Annotated in this window: 14 protein-coding genes; all 14 read right to left on the bottom strand. The window is 59.5% G+C overall.

The features are described from left to right. Positions 1-7: 7 nt before the first annotated feature. Positions 8-1,012: a glycosyltransferase family 2 protein gene (locus N3C12_09170; GenBank protein ID MCX8072607.1), complete on the bottom strand. Its 1,005-nt coding sequence runs from the start codon at positions 1,010-1,012 to the stop codon at positions 8-10. Further along, positions 1,009-2,718 (bottom strand): phospholipid carrier-dependent glycosyltransferase, encoded by a 1,710-nt coding sequence (locus tag N3C12_09165; protein MCX8072606.1) that lies wholly within the window; start codon positions 2,716-2,718, stop codon positions 1,009-1,011. Before N3C12_09165 ends, N3C12_09170 begins: the two co-directional genes overlap by 4 nt. A gap of 53 nt (positions 2,719-2,771) precedes the next feature. Continuing rightward, the gene (locus N3C12_09160; GenBank protein ID MCX8072605.1) at positions 2,772-4,121 is read right to left on the bottom strand and encodes an alkaline phosphatase family protein; all 1,350 of its coding nucleotides are present in this window, start codon (positions 4,119-4,121) and stop codon (positions 2,772-2,774) included. Beyond that, the gene (locus N3C12_09155; protein MCX8072604.1) at positions 4,118-5,329 is read right to left on the bottom strand and encodes a sulfatase-like hydrolase/transferase; all 1,212 of its coding nucleotides are present in this window, start codon (positions 5,327-5,329) and stop codon (positions 4,118-4,120) included. The genes N3C12_09160 and N3C12_09155 overlap by 4 nt, the downstream gene beginning before the upstream one ends. 10 nt (positions 5,330-5,339) lie before the next feature. Next, on the bottom strand, positions 5,340-6,605 hold the full coding sequence (locus N3C12_09150; protein MCX8072603.1) for an MBL fold metallo-hydrolase: 1,266 nt from the start codon (positions 6,603-6,605) through the stop codon (positions 5,340-5,342). Positions 6,606-6,617: 12 nt separating this feature from the next. Next, positions 6,618-7,784, bottom strand: a complete 1,167-nt coding sequence (locus tag N3C12_09145; GenBank protein ID MCX8072602.1) for a glycosyltransferase — start codon at positions 7,782-7,784, stop codon at positions 6,618-6,620. Positions 7,785-7,808: 24 nt separating this feature from the next. Continuing rightward, the gene (locus N3C12_09140) at positions 7,809-12,032 is read right to left on the bottom strand and encodes a right-handed parallel beta-helix repeat-containing protein (GenBank protein ID MCX8072601.1); all 4,224 of its coding nucleotides are present in this window, start codon (positions 12,030-12,032) and stop codon (positions 7,809-7,811) included. 135 nt (positions 12,033-12,167) lie between these two features. Then, positions 12,168-12,347: a DUF5989 family protein gene (locus tag N3C12_09135; GenBank protein MCX8072600.1), complete on the bottom strand. Its 180-nt coding sequence runs from the start codon at positions 12,345-12,347 to the stop codon at positions 12,168-12,170. Between the two features lie 15 nt (positions 12,348-12,362). Further along, positions 12,363-13,538 (bottom strand): GDSL-type esterase/lipase family protein, encoded by a 1,176-nt coding sequence (locus N3C12_09130; protein MCX8072599.1) that lies wholly within the window; start codon positions 13,536-13,538, stop codon positions 12,363-12,365. Further along, entirely contained in the window at positions 13,535-15,313 is a 1,779-nt protein-coding gene (locus tag N3C12_09125; protein MCX8072598.1) for a hypothetical protein, read from the bottom strand. The genes N3C12_09130 and N3C12_09125 overlap by 4 nt, the downstream gene beginning before the upstream one ends. Next, positions 15,310-16,548, bottom strand: a complete 1,239-nt coding sequence (locus tag N3C12_09120) for a glycosyltransferase family 4 protein (protein ID MCX8072597.1) — start codon at positions 16,546-16,548, stop codon at positions 15,310-15,312. Before N3C12_09120 ends, N3C12_09125 begins: the two co-directional genes overlap by 4 nt. After that, positions 16,541-17,542: an AAA family ATPase gene (locus tag N3C12_09115; GenBank protein ID MCX8072596.1), complete on the bottom strand. Its 1,002-nt coding sequence runs from the start codon at positions 17,540-17,542 to the stop codon at positions 16,541-16,543. The genes N3C12_09120 and N3C12_09115 overlap by 8 nt, the downstream gene beginning before the upstream one ends. A gap of 144 nt (positions 17,543-17,686) precedes the next feature. After that, positions 17,687-19,072, bottom strand: a complete 1,386-nt coding sequence (locus N3C12_09110; protein MCX8072595.1) for a polysaccharide biosynthesis C-terminal domain-containing protein — start codon at positions 19,070-19,072, stop codon at positions 17,687-17,689. Between the two features lie 40 nt (positions 19,073-19,112). Next, on the bottom strand, positions 19,113-19,889 hold the full coding sequence (locus N3C12_09105; GenBank protein ID MCX8072594.1) for a class I SAM-dependent methyltransferase: 777 nt from the start codon (positions 19,887-19,889) through the stop codon (positions 19,113-19,115). Positions 19,890-19,902: the final 13 nt, after the last annotated feature.

The raw sequence follows: 19,902 nt of genomic DNA, 5'->3' as shown, positions 1-19,902 counted from the left end.
CCGTTCCCTACGTGTGCGACGCCTTACGAACCGGTGCGTCGACCTCGACCACATGTGGACTACGTTCGAATCCGACCGTCTCCCGCACCACGTAAAGCGGCCGACGCTTTACCTCATCGAAAATCCGTCCAACGTATTCCCCCAAGATCCCCAGCGAGAGGAGCTGGATTCCCCCCAAAAACAGGATGACGACAACCGTGGAAGTCCAACCGGTTACGAGCCGCTCACCGTAGACAATGCGCAATACTAAAAGATAAAGGATCAAGCCAAACGCCACAGCGCTAATCACAAAGCCGAATTGAGTGGCAAGCCGCAAAGGCACGTAAGAGTACGAGATGAGTCCGTCATAGGCGAGGCGGAAAAGTTTGCTCAGCGAGTACTTGGATTCGCCTGCGAACCGCGCATCGCGATCGTACTCGAGACCAATTTGCCGAAACCCCACCCAGGCGCGGATCCCGCGAACAAATCGGTTTCGTTCCGGCATGGCGTTGAGTTGATCGACCACGCGCCGATCCATGATTGCAAAATCCCCCGAGTCGAGCGGGATATCAATGTAAGACAGCCGCCGCAGCAGGCGGTAAAACAAGCGATAGGCCGCGCGCTTGAACACATTCTCCTTGCGACTGCGACGAACCGCGTAAACAACCTCGTATCCTTCTTTCCATTTCTCGAAGAGGCGCGGAACAAATTCGGGAGGGTCTTGGAGGTCACCATCAATCACCGCAACCGCTGCACCGGCGGCGTAATGGAGCCCAGCAGTTACGGCAGTTTGGTGACCAAAGTTGCGCGAAAACCGGATGATCTTCACCCGCGGGTCCCTTTGGGAAAGCGCACGCGCCGTCTCGAAAGTGTTATCCTGGCTCCCGTCGTCCACGAACACGATTTCGAATGGCACCCCTGTCTGCTCCAAAGCCGCAACTGCCCTTCGGTAAAATACGGGAATCGTTTCCTCCTCGTTCAACACGGGGACAACCAGGGACAGCGTTGGTGTGGCGCCTGGGCTTCCGCTCATGGGGTGCTTCTTCGCGTATACACGCTGATTGTCGGATTCAAGCTTGGAATACGAGTTTGAAGCCAAGTAGGCGTCGCAAATGTTGCCGACAATTCATATCCCAAGGTGCCAGACCGCAGCGCGCGGAAGAATTCAATGCTGGCTGGAGACTCGCGGAAAAACGCCTCGCCCGGCCGCCAGTCGCGCCGATAGGTGCCGGTCAATCCAGCTCGCCCGCCGCTACTCAACACAATCAAGTCTGGCGCACGTTCAGCAAATCTTTCTTTTGTCCGGTCCTCCAGTGGGATTGTCCTCACCTCCCAGCCTTGAGGAAATCTCGGCAGGTAGGTCAGTGGCTGGTAAATCTCGGCCCGAACACCGTGCGCAGGCCATTGCTCCGCAAACCACCGCTCAGCCGCATACCGCGGATCGCGCAAGAGCAACCGCACCGTTTCCACACCAGGAGCCAGCGCCATGGCGCCCCAAACGAACAGCATGGCCCCCGAGATGACCGGGCGGACGTTCAAACGTTCCAAGAGAACTCCTGTGCCGCCAATGGTGAGGCTGGCGAGGTAAGCGGCTGGCAATGCATACCTGACCTGTACCAGTTCCAGCGCCCGCAACGACACGAGATAGTAGGTCACCGCAGTAATACCCACCGCAAGGAAGCTCCGGCCAGCCATACAAGCCCAGAGTAAGCACCCCACTAAACCAAGCAGCGACACCACTGGTCCGAGCGTGTGCCCCACCACCGCAACGGTTTTGCCCGCCTTCGCAGCTTCGCGAGCCCAAGAAAACTCCTGAGGCACTTGAGTCAGGAACTGGTAGGGAGCGTACCGATCCCGCACCTCCGCTGGCAACGTTCCCATCAAAAAGCGCCAACGGTTGAAGTAACCTGAGGGATTCCACAGCACGTTTGCCACGATAGACGTGGTGACCACGAACGCGACCAATGCGGTGATGCCGTGACGCAGCGCGTGCCGCAGCGATACAGAACCGGAGCCATGCTGCGCCGTACCCACCAGGATCCACACCAAGGGAAGAGCAAGCAAGAAGCCGATGCCTTGCTCTTTCGTTAACAGCGCCATCGCTGCAGAAATGCCGCCAACAGCGCTCGCAGTCAGCGAATTGTTCCGAGCCGACCACAGAACGGCAACAAAGCCCAGGGCTAACCAACACAGCAAGGGAATATCGACGTTCGACGTGTGACTGTAGAACACGACCGGGTACAAACCAGCCACGGTTACGGATGCCCAAAGTCCCGCCGTCCCACTCCCCAACAATATCGCCGCGGCGCAAAAAGCCAGGAACACGAGCAGTGTGCCCATGAACGCGCTAACAATCCGCATCACGATCGCCAGTTCGGCTAAGCTTTTCTCGGGGTTTCTAAACCCGAAGGGGTATTGTGCCTGCGGGCGGCCGAGCTCTCCGGTCAGCCACTTGGCCACGAGCAGCGGGCTTTGAGCCGCGAGCAACAGCATCGGATGGCCCACCGGATACTTGAAGTAAAACCACCCAGAGTTCCAAGAGTCACCAAAGAGCACGTGACGCCCCACGGAGAGAGGAGTAAGTGGTTGCAAGGCGTCCGCCGACCACGAGCGATTGTCATTTGGCAAGCCCCAACCGATGCCGATTGTATTCAGCAGCAAGCTCGCAACAACAATGACCACAAGTGCAATACGGACGTGACGGGGTTGTCTGCGCAACCAAGACCAGAGGGTTTCCACGGTGCCTTCCCGGCCAGCTCACTTTCGCCACCGGTTCTGAAAACTTGGAATCTTCATCCCAAGAACTCCGCCGGCTCTCCTAGTAACTGCCGTTCCCACAAGCCACGCAGCGAGACCAGAGGCAGCACTCCTCGAAATCCGTAGCTCGAAGCATGTGGGTCCCACGCGATGAATACACCGTCGTGATGATGGTTCGCACGGTCACGGCCAAAGTCGTTCTGCTCGCTCCACAGGGGATGCACACCGACACCGCCGAAAACGCGCCAACGCAGCCCGTCTACGTATACGAGCAAGTCAGGGGGGAATCCGCGGCAGTCGCGGTAAATCTCTTGAGGCCGGCTAGCCAGAATTGGCACTCGGCCGTCCTCACGCTCGGCGAGATCTGCGCACAGCGCTGCGCGCAAATCTTCACAAACGCGATCAACGTCAGCGTGATCTACGGTTCCATGCGCTTGGCGACCTCGGACATTCAGATAAATGCGGCCGACGTACCCACCCTCAGCCCAGGCTCGCGTGCGATGCCAGTCAACCATCTTCGGGGTCAGCGACCTGGCGCCAATAGTATCGCTGACCAGCCGGAGCCACCCCCGACGGCGCAGCCATTCATTCAGAAACACACCCCCGCGGCACCTCTGAGCCCCGTGATCCGAGACAATCCAAATGCACACGTCGTCAGGAAGCTCGCTCGTCCATACCCCGATTTCCGCGTCGACCTGCTGGTAATACGCATGCACCTCCGCGCCAGGATGGCCGTTGTCCCCTGATGCGCCCCAGAGCCCGTGCTGCACACGATCCGAACCAATGTCCGTCAGGACGAAGAGATCCCAAGGTTCCCGCCTCGCCAGCTCGCGGGCAACGCGGAAGCGGGCGCGGAGAGCACACACGGCCTGCTCCAGGAGCACCGCATCCGGGGTGGAACGGAAGTCGGCAATGTCGCATCGGTAGTCAGGGGCAATCGTGGAGAGCAAGGATTCCGTTTCACTGGGCTCGCAGCGCGGCCGGGTTCCTCCCGGAGTCAGCAGACAGCTCACCACCACTCCGTCCAAGCGCGGGGGGGGGTAGGCGGGTGGAACGCCGAGGAGGATAACACGCCCACCTCGTTCTCCCACCCAGTCCCAGAGCATACCGAGAGGTAGCAAACCTGAGTGGACCAATTCTTGGTCCGCGTACCCGTGACCGTATCGGTGGCGAAATCCATAAAGGCCCAGCTCTCCAGGATCCCGACCGCTCAGCATGCACGCCCAAGCGGGCACGGTGATTGGCGGATCGCAACTGCGTAACACGCCGAACTGCCCAGCACGGGCCAAGCGGTGGAGATTAGGAAATAGTTCCTGTGTACCACCAAGCAGCAAACTCGCAGGAGCCCCATCGAGACCAATGACCAAGACCCTCCGCCGAATCATGATTCCCCTTTTCGGGCTAAGATGTTCTTTGTCTCCGATGGCAATAATTCCAGGGCGGACCCGTCCACTTGCCTTGCCAGCCACGCAAACAGCTGGGCGCGCAGTGACGCAACAGTCTGGGGTTGTTCGAGCGCCATGTCTCGTTGTTCACCTGGAGCCTGCGCCTCGTAAAGCTTCACGGCTTCATCCGACCTCCACACGAAGCGAAACTGGTTCGTACGCAGAAGCCGCCGGCGCTGGCCGCCTACCGGCGATCCCATGCTGCCCCGATACTCTTCCACCACCGCACACGCGGGCCCGGGCGTGGCTCGATTGCCCCGTATGAGCACCCGCCCTCGACTTTCATTCTCTTCCCAAACCCCGCCAGCCCGATAGACCAATGTCGGGCTAACATCGCTGAGCTGGCAAAACTCTTCCACCACGAAGCCGCGCGGAGCTGGCTCTGGGAGTCGGATGAACAGCGGAACTCTGACCAATTCCTCCGCCAGCGGGTCCAAATCCGCCTCCACCGATCCTACAGCACCCCGTAGGGCCGTCACCACGAGAATCGTGGTGTCCCACAAGCCCCTGGTTTGCAAAGCGCGCACGACGTCCCGCACATGCCGCGCGGCGTTCGAACACATCGGCGCGTCGCAGCGGAAAAGGTTCGAAGTTTCCGACTTCTCAGGATGTTTAACCGGGTAAAATAACCAAGCAAAGAACGGCAACGGCTGGCTCGTTCTGTCCAGCCAACGGAAGAATGTGAAGTTTACCCACAGCGACCTTGGCGCACCGCCCACCGCGCGGCGGGCAGCCACGGCCCGCCCAAAGGCTCGAACACGCTCGACAACCCTATCACGCCAACGAGGGGCGATACACTCCTGCAGCCCCTGCACAATGTCCGCCCGCCGTGCGAGTTCCGTCTCTGGGCAAATCCCCACGGTTTTGTAACCGACGTTACTGAGCCGGGTGGGCAAGGTCGGTACGATTAGGAGCCGTGTGGGTGACTCACAAGTCACGCCGTGTGCAGCGGGCCAAAGACCAGTCCACAACGACGCCAAGGATTCCAGCGTTCCGGGCGAGTTGGTGTAGGCCCGGGAAAAGCGGAGCCCATCCAGTGCCAAACTGCGCAACCATTCGTCGTGGGGCCCCTCCTCGGAGACGGAGGGAAACAGTCCACTCGGAGCACACTCGAAACAGAGGAGCACGATATTTGGCTGACCGGTCACGTCCGCCTACTCAGAGTTTGCAAAGCCAAGTCCAGAATTCTTTGTTGTACCGATCCGGGTTTCGAGCCAGGCGCACGCGGAAGGACAGGACAAGGTCGTCCCAAATTCCTCCAAGGGCAACTCCTTGGTACACCAAGGTGGCTGGCCATTTGAGCCGGAGATTCCAGTGATTTGGTACGCCGCGGTAAACCCAGTCCCGCTCGCGGGTAAAGTCCACAACCCAGTCACCCCCGTGCGGACCGTCTACCACCCAGTGAGTGACAATGTTCACGCGCTTCCCGATACCGGGGTCGCTGCGGAGCAAACCCGTAAAGTAGTCATGGAAATGATCGAAGAGATCCCTCGGCGCCTCTGGCTCAGAGGCAAAGCCAGCAGCAATGCGGTCGGCGTGTCTGCGACTTAGCTCCTCGATCATCTCCATGCGGCGAGACCAATCTGGCGCCGGCTTGTGCCGTCGCAACTCCCCATCCGGCAACCACACGTCCCCGGGATTCATTTGCAAGCCCTCCACCTCGGGTGCTTGTTGTTGCAGCCGCTGGATGGCCTCCGCGGGTGTGTTCACGTAATTAGGAGTATTGAGGAAAAGCTGTTCCGGCGCCAGGAGAGCGTAGTTGCCTGCTGCCGGCACCGCCTGCCGCGCTCGCAGCAAGCGAGCCCAGCTCACGAACTCATCCAGGTGTGCTTCCTTCGATGCGCGCCAACGTTCGATTTTGGAACCCAGGGGAAACTCGAAGCAGCCAGGATACTGCGAAGCTCCTGTGAATGTGAGAAAAGCGAGGTCGATCCGTTCCTCGTTGCCCAGCCTCCGCAGCGTGGTGTCGTCCAGATGGCAATCGTTGACGTTCAGGACCGTCGTATCCCTGTCCTTCACCAAGATTGCACTGTCATCCCACGGACGGTCAGGTGCGATCAGCCGCACCGTGAGACCGCTGCCGTTCAGCGAATACGTTTCGCCAAACTCTAACTCCTGGATCTTGTCGAAACCCAGGGCGCGAATCCGCTCGTAGAACCGTCGCTTCTTATAACGGGCGATTAAGATGGTTGCGGATTTATCCAGTTGCGCGAGCGTGGTGGGGTCGAAGTGGTCTGCATGTTCGTGCGAAATGTAGATGTAGTCGAGCCTACCCAAATCTCGCGGCGTAATTTCCAATTCTGGAAAGTGCCACCAAGTATTGTGGTATGCCGGATCACTGAGCCACGGATCCATAAGAATCCGCGTTCCGTTCGACTCCATGAGCATACATGCGTGGCCAACGTAGGTCACCTGAATTGCCATCTTCCTCCTCCGTCACGCCGCCAATGGCTGCTGCCCGCGTACAACTCCGCGGTCGGCTGCGAGTTGCCGGTAAACCTCCTCGATTTCACGCACCATTGCCTGAGCAGAAAAATGTTGTTCCACTCTTGCGCGGCCGCTTTTACCCATCTCCGGCCACCTCGGGCGTTTGCTCAGCATCTCGGTAAGCGCCGCCGCGAGCGCGCGCCAGTCTTTCGGGGGCACCAGGATGCCGCTTTTTCCAGCTTCGACCACCTCGCCAGTACCCCCAACGTCCGTGGCGACCACTGGCTTCTCCATCGCCAATGCCTCGAGAAGCGCGTTGGACATTCCTTCATCGTGCGAGGAAAGGACATACAAGTCCATGGCTGCGTACACTTCCGGCATATCGTCTCGCCGGCCTGCAAGGGTGAGTTTCTCCTCGACTCCCAACTCCGCAACAATCCGGCGGAGCTCGCCGGTGTCGTCCACCTCCCCTACGATCAAGCCATGCAAGCGCGGCTCTTTGCGCGCGACCTCCGCCAGGGCACGGACGAATTCCTCCACGCCCTTACGAATTCGTTGGCGCGTAACGGTACCGATTACAATGCAATGCTCGCGAATTCCCAGGCGCGACTTAAAGCCGCTACCAGGCAGGGGAGCAAAGCGACCCGTGTCGATCCCGCTGGGGACCACGAACATCTTCTCGCGAGGGCAGCCCTCATGCTCGTGGACAAACTCGCGTACAGCCAGGGCATTGACCATAACGCGATCAGCCAGTGCATTGCCGATTTTGGCAGCGATCAAGTGTGCACCGTGTAGCTCATGACAACCGCGGGTACTGCAGACAACGACCGGGACGCGAGCCAGACGTGCGGCAACGCTTCCCACAAAATTGGCTCTCAAAAGGTAGTTATGAACAATGTCAGGTCGTTGCTGCCGTAGAAGCCGTGCTAACGCAACAACACGACGCGCTAAACTTAACCCTTGAAAATCCAGACGCGCGCCGGGTGCAAACACAGGCACGCCTAAACGGCGAACATCTTCGAGCAAAGCACCACGCCCGCTCAAACAAATCAATGTCGGATCAAAGTCCCGTCGGTCCAGGAGCCGGAGGACCTGCCGCAAGTGTGTCTGGGTCCCTCCGACTACCATTTCATTAATCACGTAAGCGATACGAAGCGGTCGATTGGCTGCACGCACCTTCCGAGACCTCGCTGGCACCCCTCAACGCACGACCAGGCGGTGATAACCCAAATCAGGCCGACCCAGGTCAGGGGCGTCGTCGACAGTGGCACTCCTTCCGGTCAACCCAAGAAGCCGCAGGTCGCCCGTGCCAGCGTCGCGCGCCGGGCTCGATGGGAGCAAACGAAAGGCCGTTGGTTCGGGACAGGCGGGAGGTGGTTGCGATAGCTCACGACTGAATTGCGGTGGAGCGGCCACCGCACCGGGACCTTGCACCGGCGCCTTGCTGTAGCCATCGGCGTTCAAGTTGTAACCCCAGGGCACGGTGCGCCCTGAGCCGACGTAAAGCATCGCGCCGGTCCCGCCGTTACCAGCAATCACGTTGTTCGCCAGCCGCACCTGCGTGCGGGGCCGCGTGCGGTCCGTGACCCACACACCTCCGGCAACATTCTGGGCAACGGTGGCGTTCATAACTCGCACGTATCCGGTACCACGCCTCGGCGTCAAGCGGACTCCCCATCCGCCGTTACCAGCGAACAAATTGTTTACCAGATCAACCCCCGTGGCAGCGCTCCACACGCCATCGCCGTCATTTCCGCAAAACACGTTGTGCTGCACCCACACGTCGCGAGCTCCCGCCAACACCCGCACTGCGGCATTGCGCGCATTGACCAGGCGCAGCCCATGGAGAACGGCCGACCCACGAACTGTCACCCCACGTCCGCCCCCAAAGTCCAGAATAACCGGCCCAGGAGCATCCCCCGTCAGCAAGCCCGTTTCATCACCCCACAAGATTGGCGTTGGCCCTTTCTCCTTGCCCGCCCGACGCCCTAAGGCCAAGCCCGAAACCGGATATCGCCCCGGCCCCACAATGACGAATCCGCCACCTCCGGTAAGCTCGAGGGCTCGTTCCACTGTGCGGGTTGCTTTGAGGCGAGAGCTGCCGTCGTTGCGATCATCGCCGGTGCCGCGCACAAATACCGGGCGCCCTAGCTCAACGAGCGGGTGGAAGAGTGGATAGTGGTATCCAGCATCGACCGCGCCCAAGTCTGGAGTGCCAAGTTCCGTCGTCGAGCCCCAGTGATGTGAATCAGGCACCTCCACATCGAGGTCGACCGCTGGGCTAACCTCGATGCTGTCGTCCCCTTGGGACAAGGTGAAGTCATCATCAGCAAAACCCGCCGCGCCTAAGATACCGTCGGGGCCGGCCGGATTTCTGAGCAAGGGGTCGACCACGAGGTCGCTATCCGAGCGCGGGGTATCAGCTGCAAACGGGGTCCTGCCCCACACAACGTTGTATGAGGACCGAAACCCCTCCCGCGAATTCGCACTGACTTTGATCTGAACGCCATTCGCCGCTGCAACCGCTTCGCCGTTCCCCACCACGATGTTCCTCAACAGCATCGTTTCTGTCGCCGCCCCGCCCTCTACTGAGGTGCCAACGAGGATGCCGTCTGCGCCATTACCGTAAATTGTGTTTCCCTCGACAAGAGAACCTCGGCTTGCCTGAATTTGCACGCCGCCGGTCCCATTCGCGTAGACGAGGTTGTTCCTCACCGACACGTTGTTGGCCCCATTTACATCGATCCCGCGGCGGAGATTGGAAAACACGATATTGTCCCGAATCTCGGCACTGTCCGCACCCGCACGCACCTGAATTCCGGCCTGCAACGCCCCGGTAACGTAGAATCCTCGAACCAAGACTGGACCACCATCCTGGATGACAAACCCCGTGTCGAAACCAGTGGCGTCGACCAGGACCGGACCTGGCAAGTCTCCCGTCAGGTAACCCGAAGGATCACCAAGAAACGTCACCCGCCCACTGGAATTCCGAATGCGGATATCGCCCTCACGATAGTAGCCCGGGCCCACAACCACGGTGACGCCTGCCACCGCGCGCTCAAAGGCATTGCGGATCGAAGCCAATGCTGTGGAAGGGCTCCGACCGTCGTTCCCGTCGGAACCAGCCGCGGATCGCACGAATAATGGCATAAACGGCGGATTCACCTTCTGTGACAACGACGAAGCATCGAGGCCGTAGTGAAAACCCGCGTCGGCCCGCCCGGTGTCCGGCAACCCATCTGCGGCCGTGCTTCCGCTGACTCCCAGTACTCCCACGTCATCGGATCCAGCATCTACAGCGGCACTGTTCGCTGGCTGCCCAGTTCGACGATGAGCTAACCGAAAATTGTCGTCGCGAAAGCCGTCCTCTCCTAGAACACCGTCCGGCCCCGCGGGGTCAAGGAAGCCCGGTGACGCGACAATATCAAACGGGTTCCGACGGGTATCGGGAGCGTAGCCATCGGTATTCACGTTGAAACCCGAGACGTAGCCAGGCATCGCCGTGCGTGCGACAGCGATACCAGCCTCGCGGTTCCCCGCGATGATGTTATTCAGTACCAGCCCACCCTCCACCAAGGAGGAATCACCAGGCCCATCGATGCGAATCCCCCTGAGTCCGTTGCCATACAGCGTGTTGAAAACGACTACAGTGCGTGCACTCGGCTCACCGCCCACCCCAACAGCAAGGCCCTCCCCTCGATTCGCATATACTAAGTTGTTGGCGACAAACACCTGGTCTGTAGATCGCAGCACGATGCCAGATTGTCGGTTGCTGAACACACGATTGTTCACCAATGCTCCAGATCGGACCCCGCGAATAAACACCCCATCGGCCTGATGCATGCCTATCGAGGCATCAACGATCTCCACTCGGGTCGCTGGCAAACCCGCCACAGAGATGCCCGGCCCTCCCGAGTCTAACACCTCGGTGCCCGTCACGGAGACAGATCCTTGCGTCCAAACTTTTAGGGCACCACCGCCTAAGTGGTACCACCGCCCACCCGAAACCCGCACTGAGCGATTGCTAAAATCGGTGTCCCCTCCGACAATGAGGCCTGTCCCACCCATACGACCGACCTGCAGTCGGTCAAGTTCAACGCGGCTCACTTCACGGAGGAGCACGCCATGCCCCGAACCATCTCTCACGGTGGTACCCACAACACGCACCGCTGCGGCTCCACGGATAGAGACACCGACCCCATCAGCGGCCGAAATCTCGCCACGATCCAGGCGGATCGCTTGAAGTTGCGTCGCGCCAGCGTTCACGACGATCCCCCCACCTCGGGCTTGGGTGACGGAATTGGCCACCAGGTTAATTCGGTCGCCCCCGTTGATCAGAATTCCGCTCCCCGCCAACTGAGTTGCGGAGTTCGCCACAACTGTCGCCGCGCTGACGCTTTCCAAACGGATGCCGTTGCCACCGCAGTTTTTCAGTGCATTCTCTGCCAGTCGGACTACTCCAGCTGAACGAGCAAGCACACAGTCATCGGACACGCCATCGACCTGGTTTGCTTCGATCGAAAGCACGAGCGGTTCGTGGCCAGCAGCTTCAACGGAGATGCCGGCTCCCGGGTGACTTCCCTCGGCCGTCACAACGTTGCCCCGCAGGCGGGCCTCGCCGCTCGCGACCAAGACAAAGGCTGTCTTTCCAGCCGCGCTCGACCGATTGTTCTCCAAGACGAGGTCCGTAACCGGTTCTAATGATCCAGCGCTGACCGACTCCTCCGCATTACTGATGAACTGGTTGCCTTGCACAACAATCGCGCTCGCTCCGCGCACGACCATCCCAGCGCCAGTGTTGTTCTGGAGCGTACTCCCCGTAATCGTGGCAGCACTTAGCAAACGCAAAAATACTCCCGGGCCGTTGTTGCGTTGGATTTGGCTATTTAAAATCGTCACCGTTGTGGTTGCGCCATCTCCTTCGACGGACAGCCCCCCAGAGCCGTTGTCCGAAACCTCGGAACTCTCAATCTGCACCGATCCTTGTACGCCTCGGAGATCAATGCCGCGCTTTGCACTCCCGCGAACGAGCACCCGTTCCAAGACGAGAGCTGCGCTTGCGCTGCCACCAGGGCGCGGGCGGGCCTGAATCCCGGCATCGCTGCCACCTTCAATCTGGAGGTCCGAAATTCTTACGAAACGATTTCCGAGCAAGAGAAATGCGGTGGTGGCCGGAGGTCGCACAACAATGCGAACTGGTCCTGCCGGATCCCCAGTCTCGACTCCTGTTGGGTCCCCACGGAAGGACACCGGCCGCCCTTGAATGCCGTTCCGCGCGGGGGCAATGTTCCCTTCCTCGTAAGTCCCTGGTCCAATGACAACAACGTCCCCAGGGTTCGAAATTCTGCTGGCCGCGGCCGCAATTGTTCGGAGTGCGGTGGCAGGCGTTCGCCCGTCAGCGTTGTCGTTTCCGCCGATGCGCACGTATATCGTTGCCGCGCACAGAGGACCCGGGACGATACTGACGCAGAGGACCGCCGCCCACAAGGGCTGCGAAACCGAGGGCCTCAGGTGCCACCACACAAATGACTTCGGACCTGGAACAATTTCAGCACGCCATCAGAAAAGCGTGTAAATGAACGGCCCTAAGGCAGAGCTGTGGGCAGTCACCATCAGGCCACCGAAGGCGAGCAGCACAAGCACCATGGGAATCAGCCACCACAGCTTGCGCTCCCACAAGAAGCTCAGCAACTCTCGCGCGATTCCAAGCCGACTTCTAAATCCGGACATCAGTTTCATGTTGACCGGGTTGTTCTACGAGATCGGGAAATTTGCAAGTAGGAACTTGCGAACTTCGTCAGCCGCCACGCGGTGTCCTTCGGGAGTCCAATGCCCGTCGAACCAGAAATGGAGTGGCCCCTGGCCAGCGGCGACCGCCGCTCGGAAGGGTGGTGTCAGTCGCAGGCAGGGGACGCGTTCGGCTTGACACCACTGTTCCACCCACTGCTCCGGCTGCTCGAGATCAAACTGTTTACTCTTCGCCTCTGGGTAAGTTGCCAAGATGCGATCCCAAGAAGCCCCACTCACCTGTTCACGCCCTGCAATCACCACGATGCCAAACTGAGCTCCCATCTTCCCGGCAGTATCCCGCACTTCTCTGAGCAGTCGTTCTGTGCGCCGCCACGCATCCCGCCAAACTTCGTCCGCCGGTACCTCGTAAACGCCATAGTCTACCGGGAGTCCATTCCTCAAGCGAGGTGCCGCGGCTGGGGGAAGGCGCACAAGCCCGAGTCGCTCCAAAGCCCTACCTACTGCTGGCTGTCGGAGAAAAACGAGCTGGCGCAGGAAAGCGTAAGCCTTTGAACGCGCAAGCAGCCTTGGATTTTCCGCGCCTTTAGCCTTGTTGGACCGGACATAACGCAGGTTACCCTCCTCGTCGTAGACCGGAGGCAAAGTTTCCTCGAGGTTGGGAGAATTGTTCTTGATGTCGTTTCCAGGATAAAAGCTCAGAAGCACCAAATTTGGCTGATAGCGAACCCCCTCTTCCTGCAACCAAAGCAGCTCGCTGGCAGTTCCCCAACCGCTGACGCCTGCACTCACTACCTCCACTCGTTTGCTTGCGCTTACCCCATCGAGCAAGCGCTCCAACCGCCGCGTGAACATTTCATCGAGCCGCACGTGCATCGCCTCAACGAACGAATCGCCCACGACCAAAACCCGATACACGCCCGGTGGCTTTGCGTAGCTACGGGGCACGTCCCGCAGGCCCTGTGCGTTGATTTCTACCGGAACAACGAACTCACGCTCCTCCTGCGTCCACCAGCCGCGCTTGCTCGCGACCAAGCGCACGCCCATTTTTGGATCCGGTTCCCAAAAACGGTCGGGGACAAGGTGCAGGAGACGCACCCCGATCTCGACAAAGGCAAGTGCGCCTACCACACCGATCGTGGCCAGGGCTAGCCCGACCAACACTTCTCCTCGTCTACTCACGGCTTGCGGATGATCGTGTGGCCAAGCACGAGCGCGTCCATCCCGCTCCGTGCAAATGTGTGAAAAGCGTTGGCAGGCGACGTCACGATAGGCTCGCCCTTGAGGTTGAACGAAGTGTTCATGACCACGGGCACTCCCGTGGCTTGGCCGAAGCGTTCGATCAACCGGTAGTACAGCGGGCTCTCGTCGCGGTGAACCGCTTGCAGCCGCGCGGAGTAATCCACGTGCGTGATTGCAGGCACCACGTCTCCTTGCCCATCTTTCACTGGAACAACGTAAAGCATGAACCGAGCTGGGTAGTGACGAGGTGCCTCGGGCAGGTCGAAAAATCGCTCGGCTGCCTCGGCGAGCACCGAAGGCGCAAATGGGCGGAAGGGCTCCCGAAATTTGATTTTCACGTTGACAATTTCCTTCATGTCCGCGCGCCGCGGGTCCGCCAGAATGCTGCGCGCTCCGAGGGCACGCGGACCCCACTCGAACCTCCCCTGGAACCAACCCACCACGTGCCCCGCCAAGAGTTCTTCCACCACGGCGTCGAGCAATCGATCTTCGTGGTCGTACGTCCGAAAAGGCATGCCGCACTGGCGAGCAAATGCGTCCATCTCCCCTGGGGAAAACTCCTGTCCCCAGTAAGCGTGTTTGAGCACGAAAGAACGGGGGCGCCCCAACACTTGGTGCTGCGCGTACAACGCGGCGCCCAATGCGCCTCCGCCATCCCCAGCGGCTGGCTGAACGAACGCCTCTTTGATCGGTGTTTCCCGAATGATTCGGCCATTGGCCACACTGTTCAGAGCAACCCCACCAGCAAGGCACAAACGGTCTAGGCCGGTTTGCCGGTGAAGTTCGCGGACCATCGTGAGGACAATGTCTTCCGTGACTTTCTGAATACTGGCGGCGACATCCGCGTAGTACTGATTGCGCTCGGCCATCTCCTTATAGTTCTGCGGCTTAGGCTCGAAGTACGAGGGATATCCCGAGCGCTCCGTGAAAAAATGCCACGAGGGGTCTCGGGGCTCGCCGAACAAGTCGACGAATTTCTGGTTGAACGTTTGGGTTGTCGAGTGGTGGAAGGAGAAATAACTCATGTCCAACCAAAATCCTCCATCCGCATCCACGCGCACAAGTTTATGCACCTTGTCGACGTACTTCGGCTCACCGTATGGGGCCATACCCATGACCTTGTATTCTCCCTCATTCACTTCGAAGCCGAGAAACGCGGTGAAGGCACTGTACAGCAGGCCGACAGAATGGGGGAAATGAATTTCTCGCAGTAACCGGATCGAATTCCCCTTGCCAACACCCATCGTTGCAGTGGCCCACTCGCCGACGCCGTCAACGGTCAGGATCGCTGCTTCTTCGAACGGTGAGCAGAAGAATGCACTTGCCGCATGCGAAAGATGGTGTTCGCTAAACAATACCTTATCGGCCGGCACGGCGAGTTCGCTGCAAATCAGGTTCTTTACCCACAGCTTGTCCAGCAACCAGGTGCTCATTGCATCGCCGAACACCCGCCAGGTCTTCGGCACGGCTTGCAGTGCGGTCATCAAAATCCGCTCAAACTTCACGAACGGCTTTTCGTAAAACACAACGTAGTCCAGGTCGGTCGCCCGCAATCCGGCTTGCTTTAAGCAGAAATCAATGGCTAGCCGCGGAAAATCCGCGTCGTGCTTCTTACGGCTGAAACGCTCCTCCTCGGCAGCGGCGACAAGTTGGCCATCCACCAGCAGCGCAGCCGCAGCATCATGGTAAAAGCAAGAGATGCCCAAGATCCTCATGAATGACGATTCTCCTCTAATACAGCACGGTACAACGCAGCCATTTCGCCCACGTGCCGTTCCAAACTAAAGCGCTGTTCCGCCCATGCCTTGGCCTCTGCTCCCACGCTTCGCCGCGCATCTTCATTGCCTAGCAGCGCGGCGATTGCCTGTGCCAGAGGAAGCGGCTGACCCGGAGGGACCAGAAAACCGGTTTTTCCGTGCTCGATCAATTCCGGCACGCCGCCGGCGGCGGTGGCGATCACCGGCTTTCCGCACATCATGCCCTCCAAAATCACGCGCCCAAACGGTTCTGGGCGAACCGACGTGTGCACGACCACATCGAGAGCGCGGACAAAGTTTGCAACATCCGCCCTGAACCCCGTGACTACAAGCCGCTGGCCCAGACCTAACTCGGCTGCGCGCTGCAAGATGCGCCGAAAGTACTCCTCTCCCGCGCGATGAACCCCACCTATGAGAATCCCGTAGGCGGCCGGCACCTCGCGTAAAAGCTCATGCAACGCCTCCACAAACACGAGCTGCCCCTTCCATTCTTGGATGTTGCCGACCACGCCAACCAGGGGCGCACCGCACGGAATTCCGAACTCTGCCCGGACGTCCTCCGCTGACCGCGTTGGGACGAAATCATGGGGATCCAGCGCATCGTAAATCACAACATGTCGTGGGTGAACGATCCCGTGCCGCGTGCAATGGTCCCGCACCGCTTCCGTCATCGACACGATGGCCGCAATCCTTGGCGCCAGCCAACGCTCCCGCCAACTGTATTTTTCAAACCCCTTCACATGGCACACCGCAGGTACCCCGAGGGCGGCGCAGGCAAGCAGAGCATCGAAGTTCGCACGCAATCCGTTCCCGACATGCACCAGGTGCGGCCGAAACCGCCGCAGCACTCGCGCACATTGCCATGCCGTGGGAAGGTCCTCGATCGCGGTTGCAGCTACACGCCGAGATTCGTGCATCACGCTTCGCAACCAGGGTGCGCGACGCACTGCATGGTACGCGTTCGTGCTCTGCAAGACATGCTCTTTCGGCAACCTTCGCCGCCCTAGCTTGAACAACGAAACTCCCAATGCCTCCAGATTCGGCTCGATCGGCTTCTTTTCGTAGAGGGCAACTCCGAAGTGGTAACGGCTACGATCGAAACCGCGGATCATGTGGTACAACCCAGTCAACGATCCTCCAACAACTCCCCCACTGGAGGCTTCGACAACGAGCACGCGGATCGGATCATTCATGCTTCGCCAATGGAGCACGCTGGCTTTCGAGCAACCCCATGAGGTTCTCGACAACGAACTCGGCTGCTGCTGTGGGTGGAATTTCAACTTCAAAGGCTGCCACTGACTGTGTGAGTTCCTCCACCGCGCGTTCTCGCTGAATCACCAACCCCTTCGGTTCAAGCTGCTCCCAAGCAGCGGTCAACGCATAGTACCGCCGCAAGTCATTCACCAGAAAATTTGCAGCCGTAATCCGTTGCCAGGCACGCGCCGCGTCGATCTTCCGGCATCCCCATGAATGGCCCCGTTGTGGCAAAATCAGCACAGCTGCGTTTGCACTCGGCTGAAATTTGGCCGGAGCGATCTGGTAACCATCCCGATTCAACATGTAGTGATGATCCACCGGTTGCAGGCATTCAACCCGGGTCGCCAACCAGTCGCGAGCGTAGTGGTCCAACAAAATCGGCTCAGGAACCGCGAACACCCGCGTTCCTTCCACGAGCACAAAACTGTCCGACAGCATGTAGTTGCCGGGATGCGCGGCTAGGGCCGTGCTGATCGAGGACTTTCCGACGCCACTCGCACCCGCAAGCACAATCGCACCGCGAGGAGTTGCCACTGCTGCCGCGTGAATTGGGTGACGGCCCATCTGCGTCTCATGGACCCACCATATCGGATAATACACCAAGTAACTCACAAGTGTCGGGAAGCGTCGGCGCTCGAACTCGCGCACGCGCTTGCCCAACCGCCACCGTCGTAACCGGTCCGTGAGCGAGCTGTTTCCCAATCGGAAAAAGAACGTTCCAGTCACAGCCACAAGGTCTCTTTGTTGATGTTGGACCTGCAGAACCAGGTCTCGCAGATCGTCTACGCGGAACCAACACAACTCGCCGGCTCCCACATAGAGGTCGCGATCCACCCTCACCCATGATTCGACGATGTTGCTCCAGTGCGAGCGCGGCCACGGCTGCCCTTCCACCCATCGCAAGGCCGAAACGACCTGTCTCTTTGCCACGTCAGCGCCGTCAGTTCTCCCATCAAGCATCAGTGCCAGGTGCTGTGCGGCATAAGCATGGAGGGGGCTGTAATCCGTTCGGAACGAGAAGGAAACCCCATGCATTGCGCCGCTCAGATCAAAGATGGGCATCGCATTGGCTGTCTATTTAGCGTGCGTACTTGTGCCCTCGGCGGTAACGCTGCTCGGTTGCGTAACAAATCGCCGCGCAACGGGAAGGCGAGCGAGTTTTCGCTCAATCGGCTGGCGCGCGGCTGTCCAGATCGCGGTCACGTCAGACCAACGGGGTACTAATGCCTCTCGCACACTCAAGCCGGACTCGAGACGGAAAAAACCGATCAACAATCCGGCCGCCAAGCAGTACGCAATTGCCGTAGCAACTGCTGCCCCAACAATACCCCAAAGAGGAATTAGAAAAACGTTCAGCCCGAGGTTGACGCCAAGTGCAACAGCACCGGCAAAGATGTTCACGGACTGCCGATTTCGGCTGGTGAAATCACGAGAAAGAATGGTAAAAATGGCCATCGCTACAGCTCCGACCGCAACAAATGGCAGCGGAGCAGCGGCCGGCGCAAAAGCCCGACCGTACCAAAGCGGAATTAGGAAAGGGCCAATGCCCACGAGGGCCAGGCCCGCGAGTGCAGTGAGCAGGAGTGTTCGCCGACACGTCTGGGCAGTTGTGCGATGCACGTCAGCTTTGTCCATAGAAGCCAATTTCGGGTAAATTACCCAGCCCACAGCCTGTGGGATCTCCAGCAACACCTCGGCGAAATGCAGTGCGAGGCTGTAAAAGGCCGTGCGTGCGGGATCAAGAAGATATGCTACCAGGTACACATCGCTGCGGTACAACAGGTGCATCGTCAGGATTTGGGTGTAAGACCTACTCCCAAAGCTCAGTTGCCGAGCGAGCAATGACCTGTCGATTCCCAAGCTAAAGGGCAATAAGCGTCGCACCGTCACAACGAGTGATCCGACCATTAACGTGGTACAGAGTGCGTAAACCGTTAGTGCGGTACTCAACGACAATCGACCCACCATCCAAAGCGTGCCGACACCAACCAAAACACCGGCAGCTCCGCCAAGCGTGCGCCGGTTATACACGCTGAAACGGCCCATTGCCTGCAAGACACCCCAAAAATAACTGTCGATGAGAAGCAGCGGTAACCTCCACATCGCGACCAGCAGGGCCCAAGTGGGTAAGTCGCGCAAAACTGTCCGTTGCAGAGGTTCCCGCAGGAGCCACACCACGGCTCCCCCGAGCAAGCCAAGCCCCAGGGCCAGCGCCAACGAGTTGCTCGCCACTTGCGCCAACGGCGCGCCTTCTCGCCGGGTGCAATACACATTAGCCTGCGCGATACCGAGCTTCGTCAGAGTCAGCAGCGTCGATGGCAAAAGCAGCGCAAGAGCGAGCAAGCCGCGATCGTGTGGGCCGAGGCCGCGGGCCAGGATGATACTCGTGACCAGACCGAAGCCGGCCACGCCCACCCGCGACCCGAACAAAGCCATCATTTCCAGCGACAATCGCCTCATCCAGCGCTACCCTCTTAAGCCTCCCGGAGAGGAGGAACAGCTAGCGGTCTCGGGCCGACGGTGGCGGCAGCCCTTTATTCTGGCAGAAAATCATCCACGTCTGCGGGTAGTTTCCCGGTAGCTTCTCCAGCAGTTCAATAAGTTGCCTCGCCAGCCTAGGGGCGCGAAACCTCAAGCGGTTTAAGCGGCGCTGCAAAGGGAACCACTTTAGGATCCCTTCCAATCTGACCACACGGAAGCCGGCCTCGGTTAGTTCTCTCTCTGCTTCACCGGGCCGATAAAGAACGTCGTAAATTTTGTAATGCTCCAGTCCCCTCTCAAGCCGAGCCGGATAGGAAGTATCGAAGTTCAGAGCATCGACGACGAACCACCCATCCGACGACAAAACACGTTGTACTTCCGCGTAAAGCCGGCGGCGATCTGGGAGCTCAAAATGCCGCACAAAGCGAGCGGAGTAAACCAGTTCGAAACTGGCGTCCCGAAATGGCAAGCGAAAGGCGTCGCAGCGGAGAAACGCCCATGATCCGACACGCGTGCGTTGACGTGCCATGCGCAGCATTGGAGCACTGGCATCCACCGCCACACCGGAGGCCACGTTGAGCATCTCGGCAGTGAGTCGGCCGGGACCGCAGGCCAACTCGAGAACCCGGCTGGGTCGTGTCGCAGCAATGAATCCGTTGAGCAGTGCGACCTGACGACGGTGTAGCAGCCCGTTCAACGGCTGTGCCGTCCGCACATTGAGGTACGTTTCGACGACCCTCTCGTCCCGGTAATACGACTTCAGTTCCTCGGGGCGCCGGAGAGATTCACTAGCCATATTTGCGCACTCG

The sequence above is a fragment of the Candidatus Binatia bacterium genome, assembly GCA_026415395.1.
In the GTDB taxonomy this organism is placed as follows: domain Bacteria; phylum Desulfobacterota; class Binatia; order HRBIN30; family HRBIN30; genus HRBIN30.
This window is presented reverse-complemented; position numbering and strand designations above follow the sequence as displayed.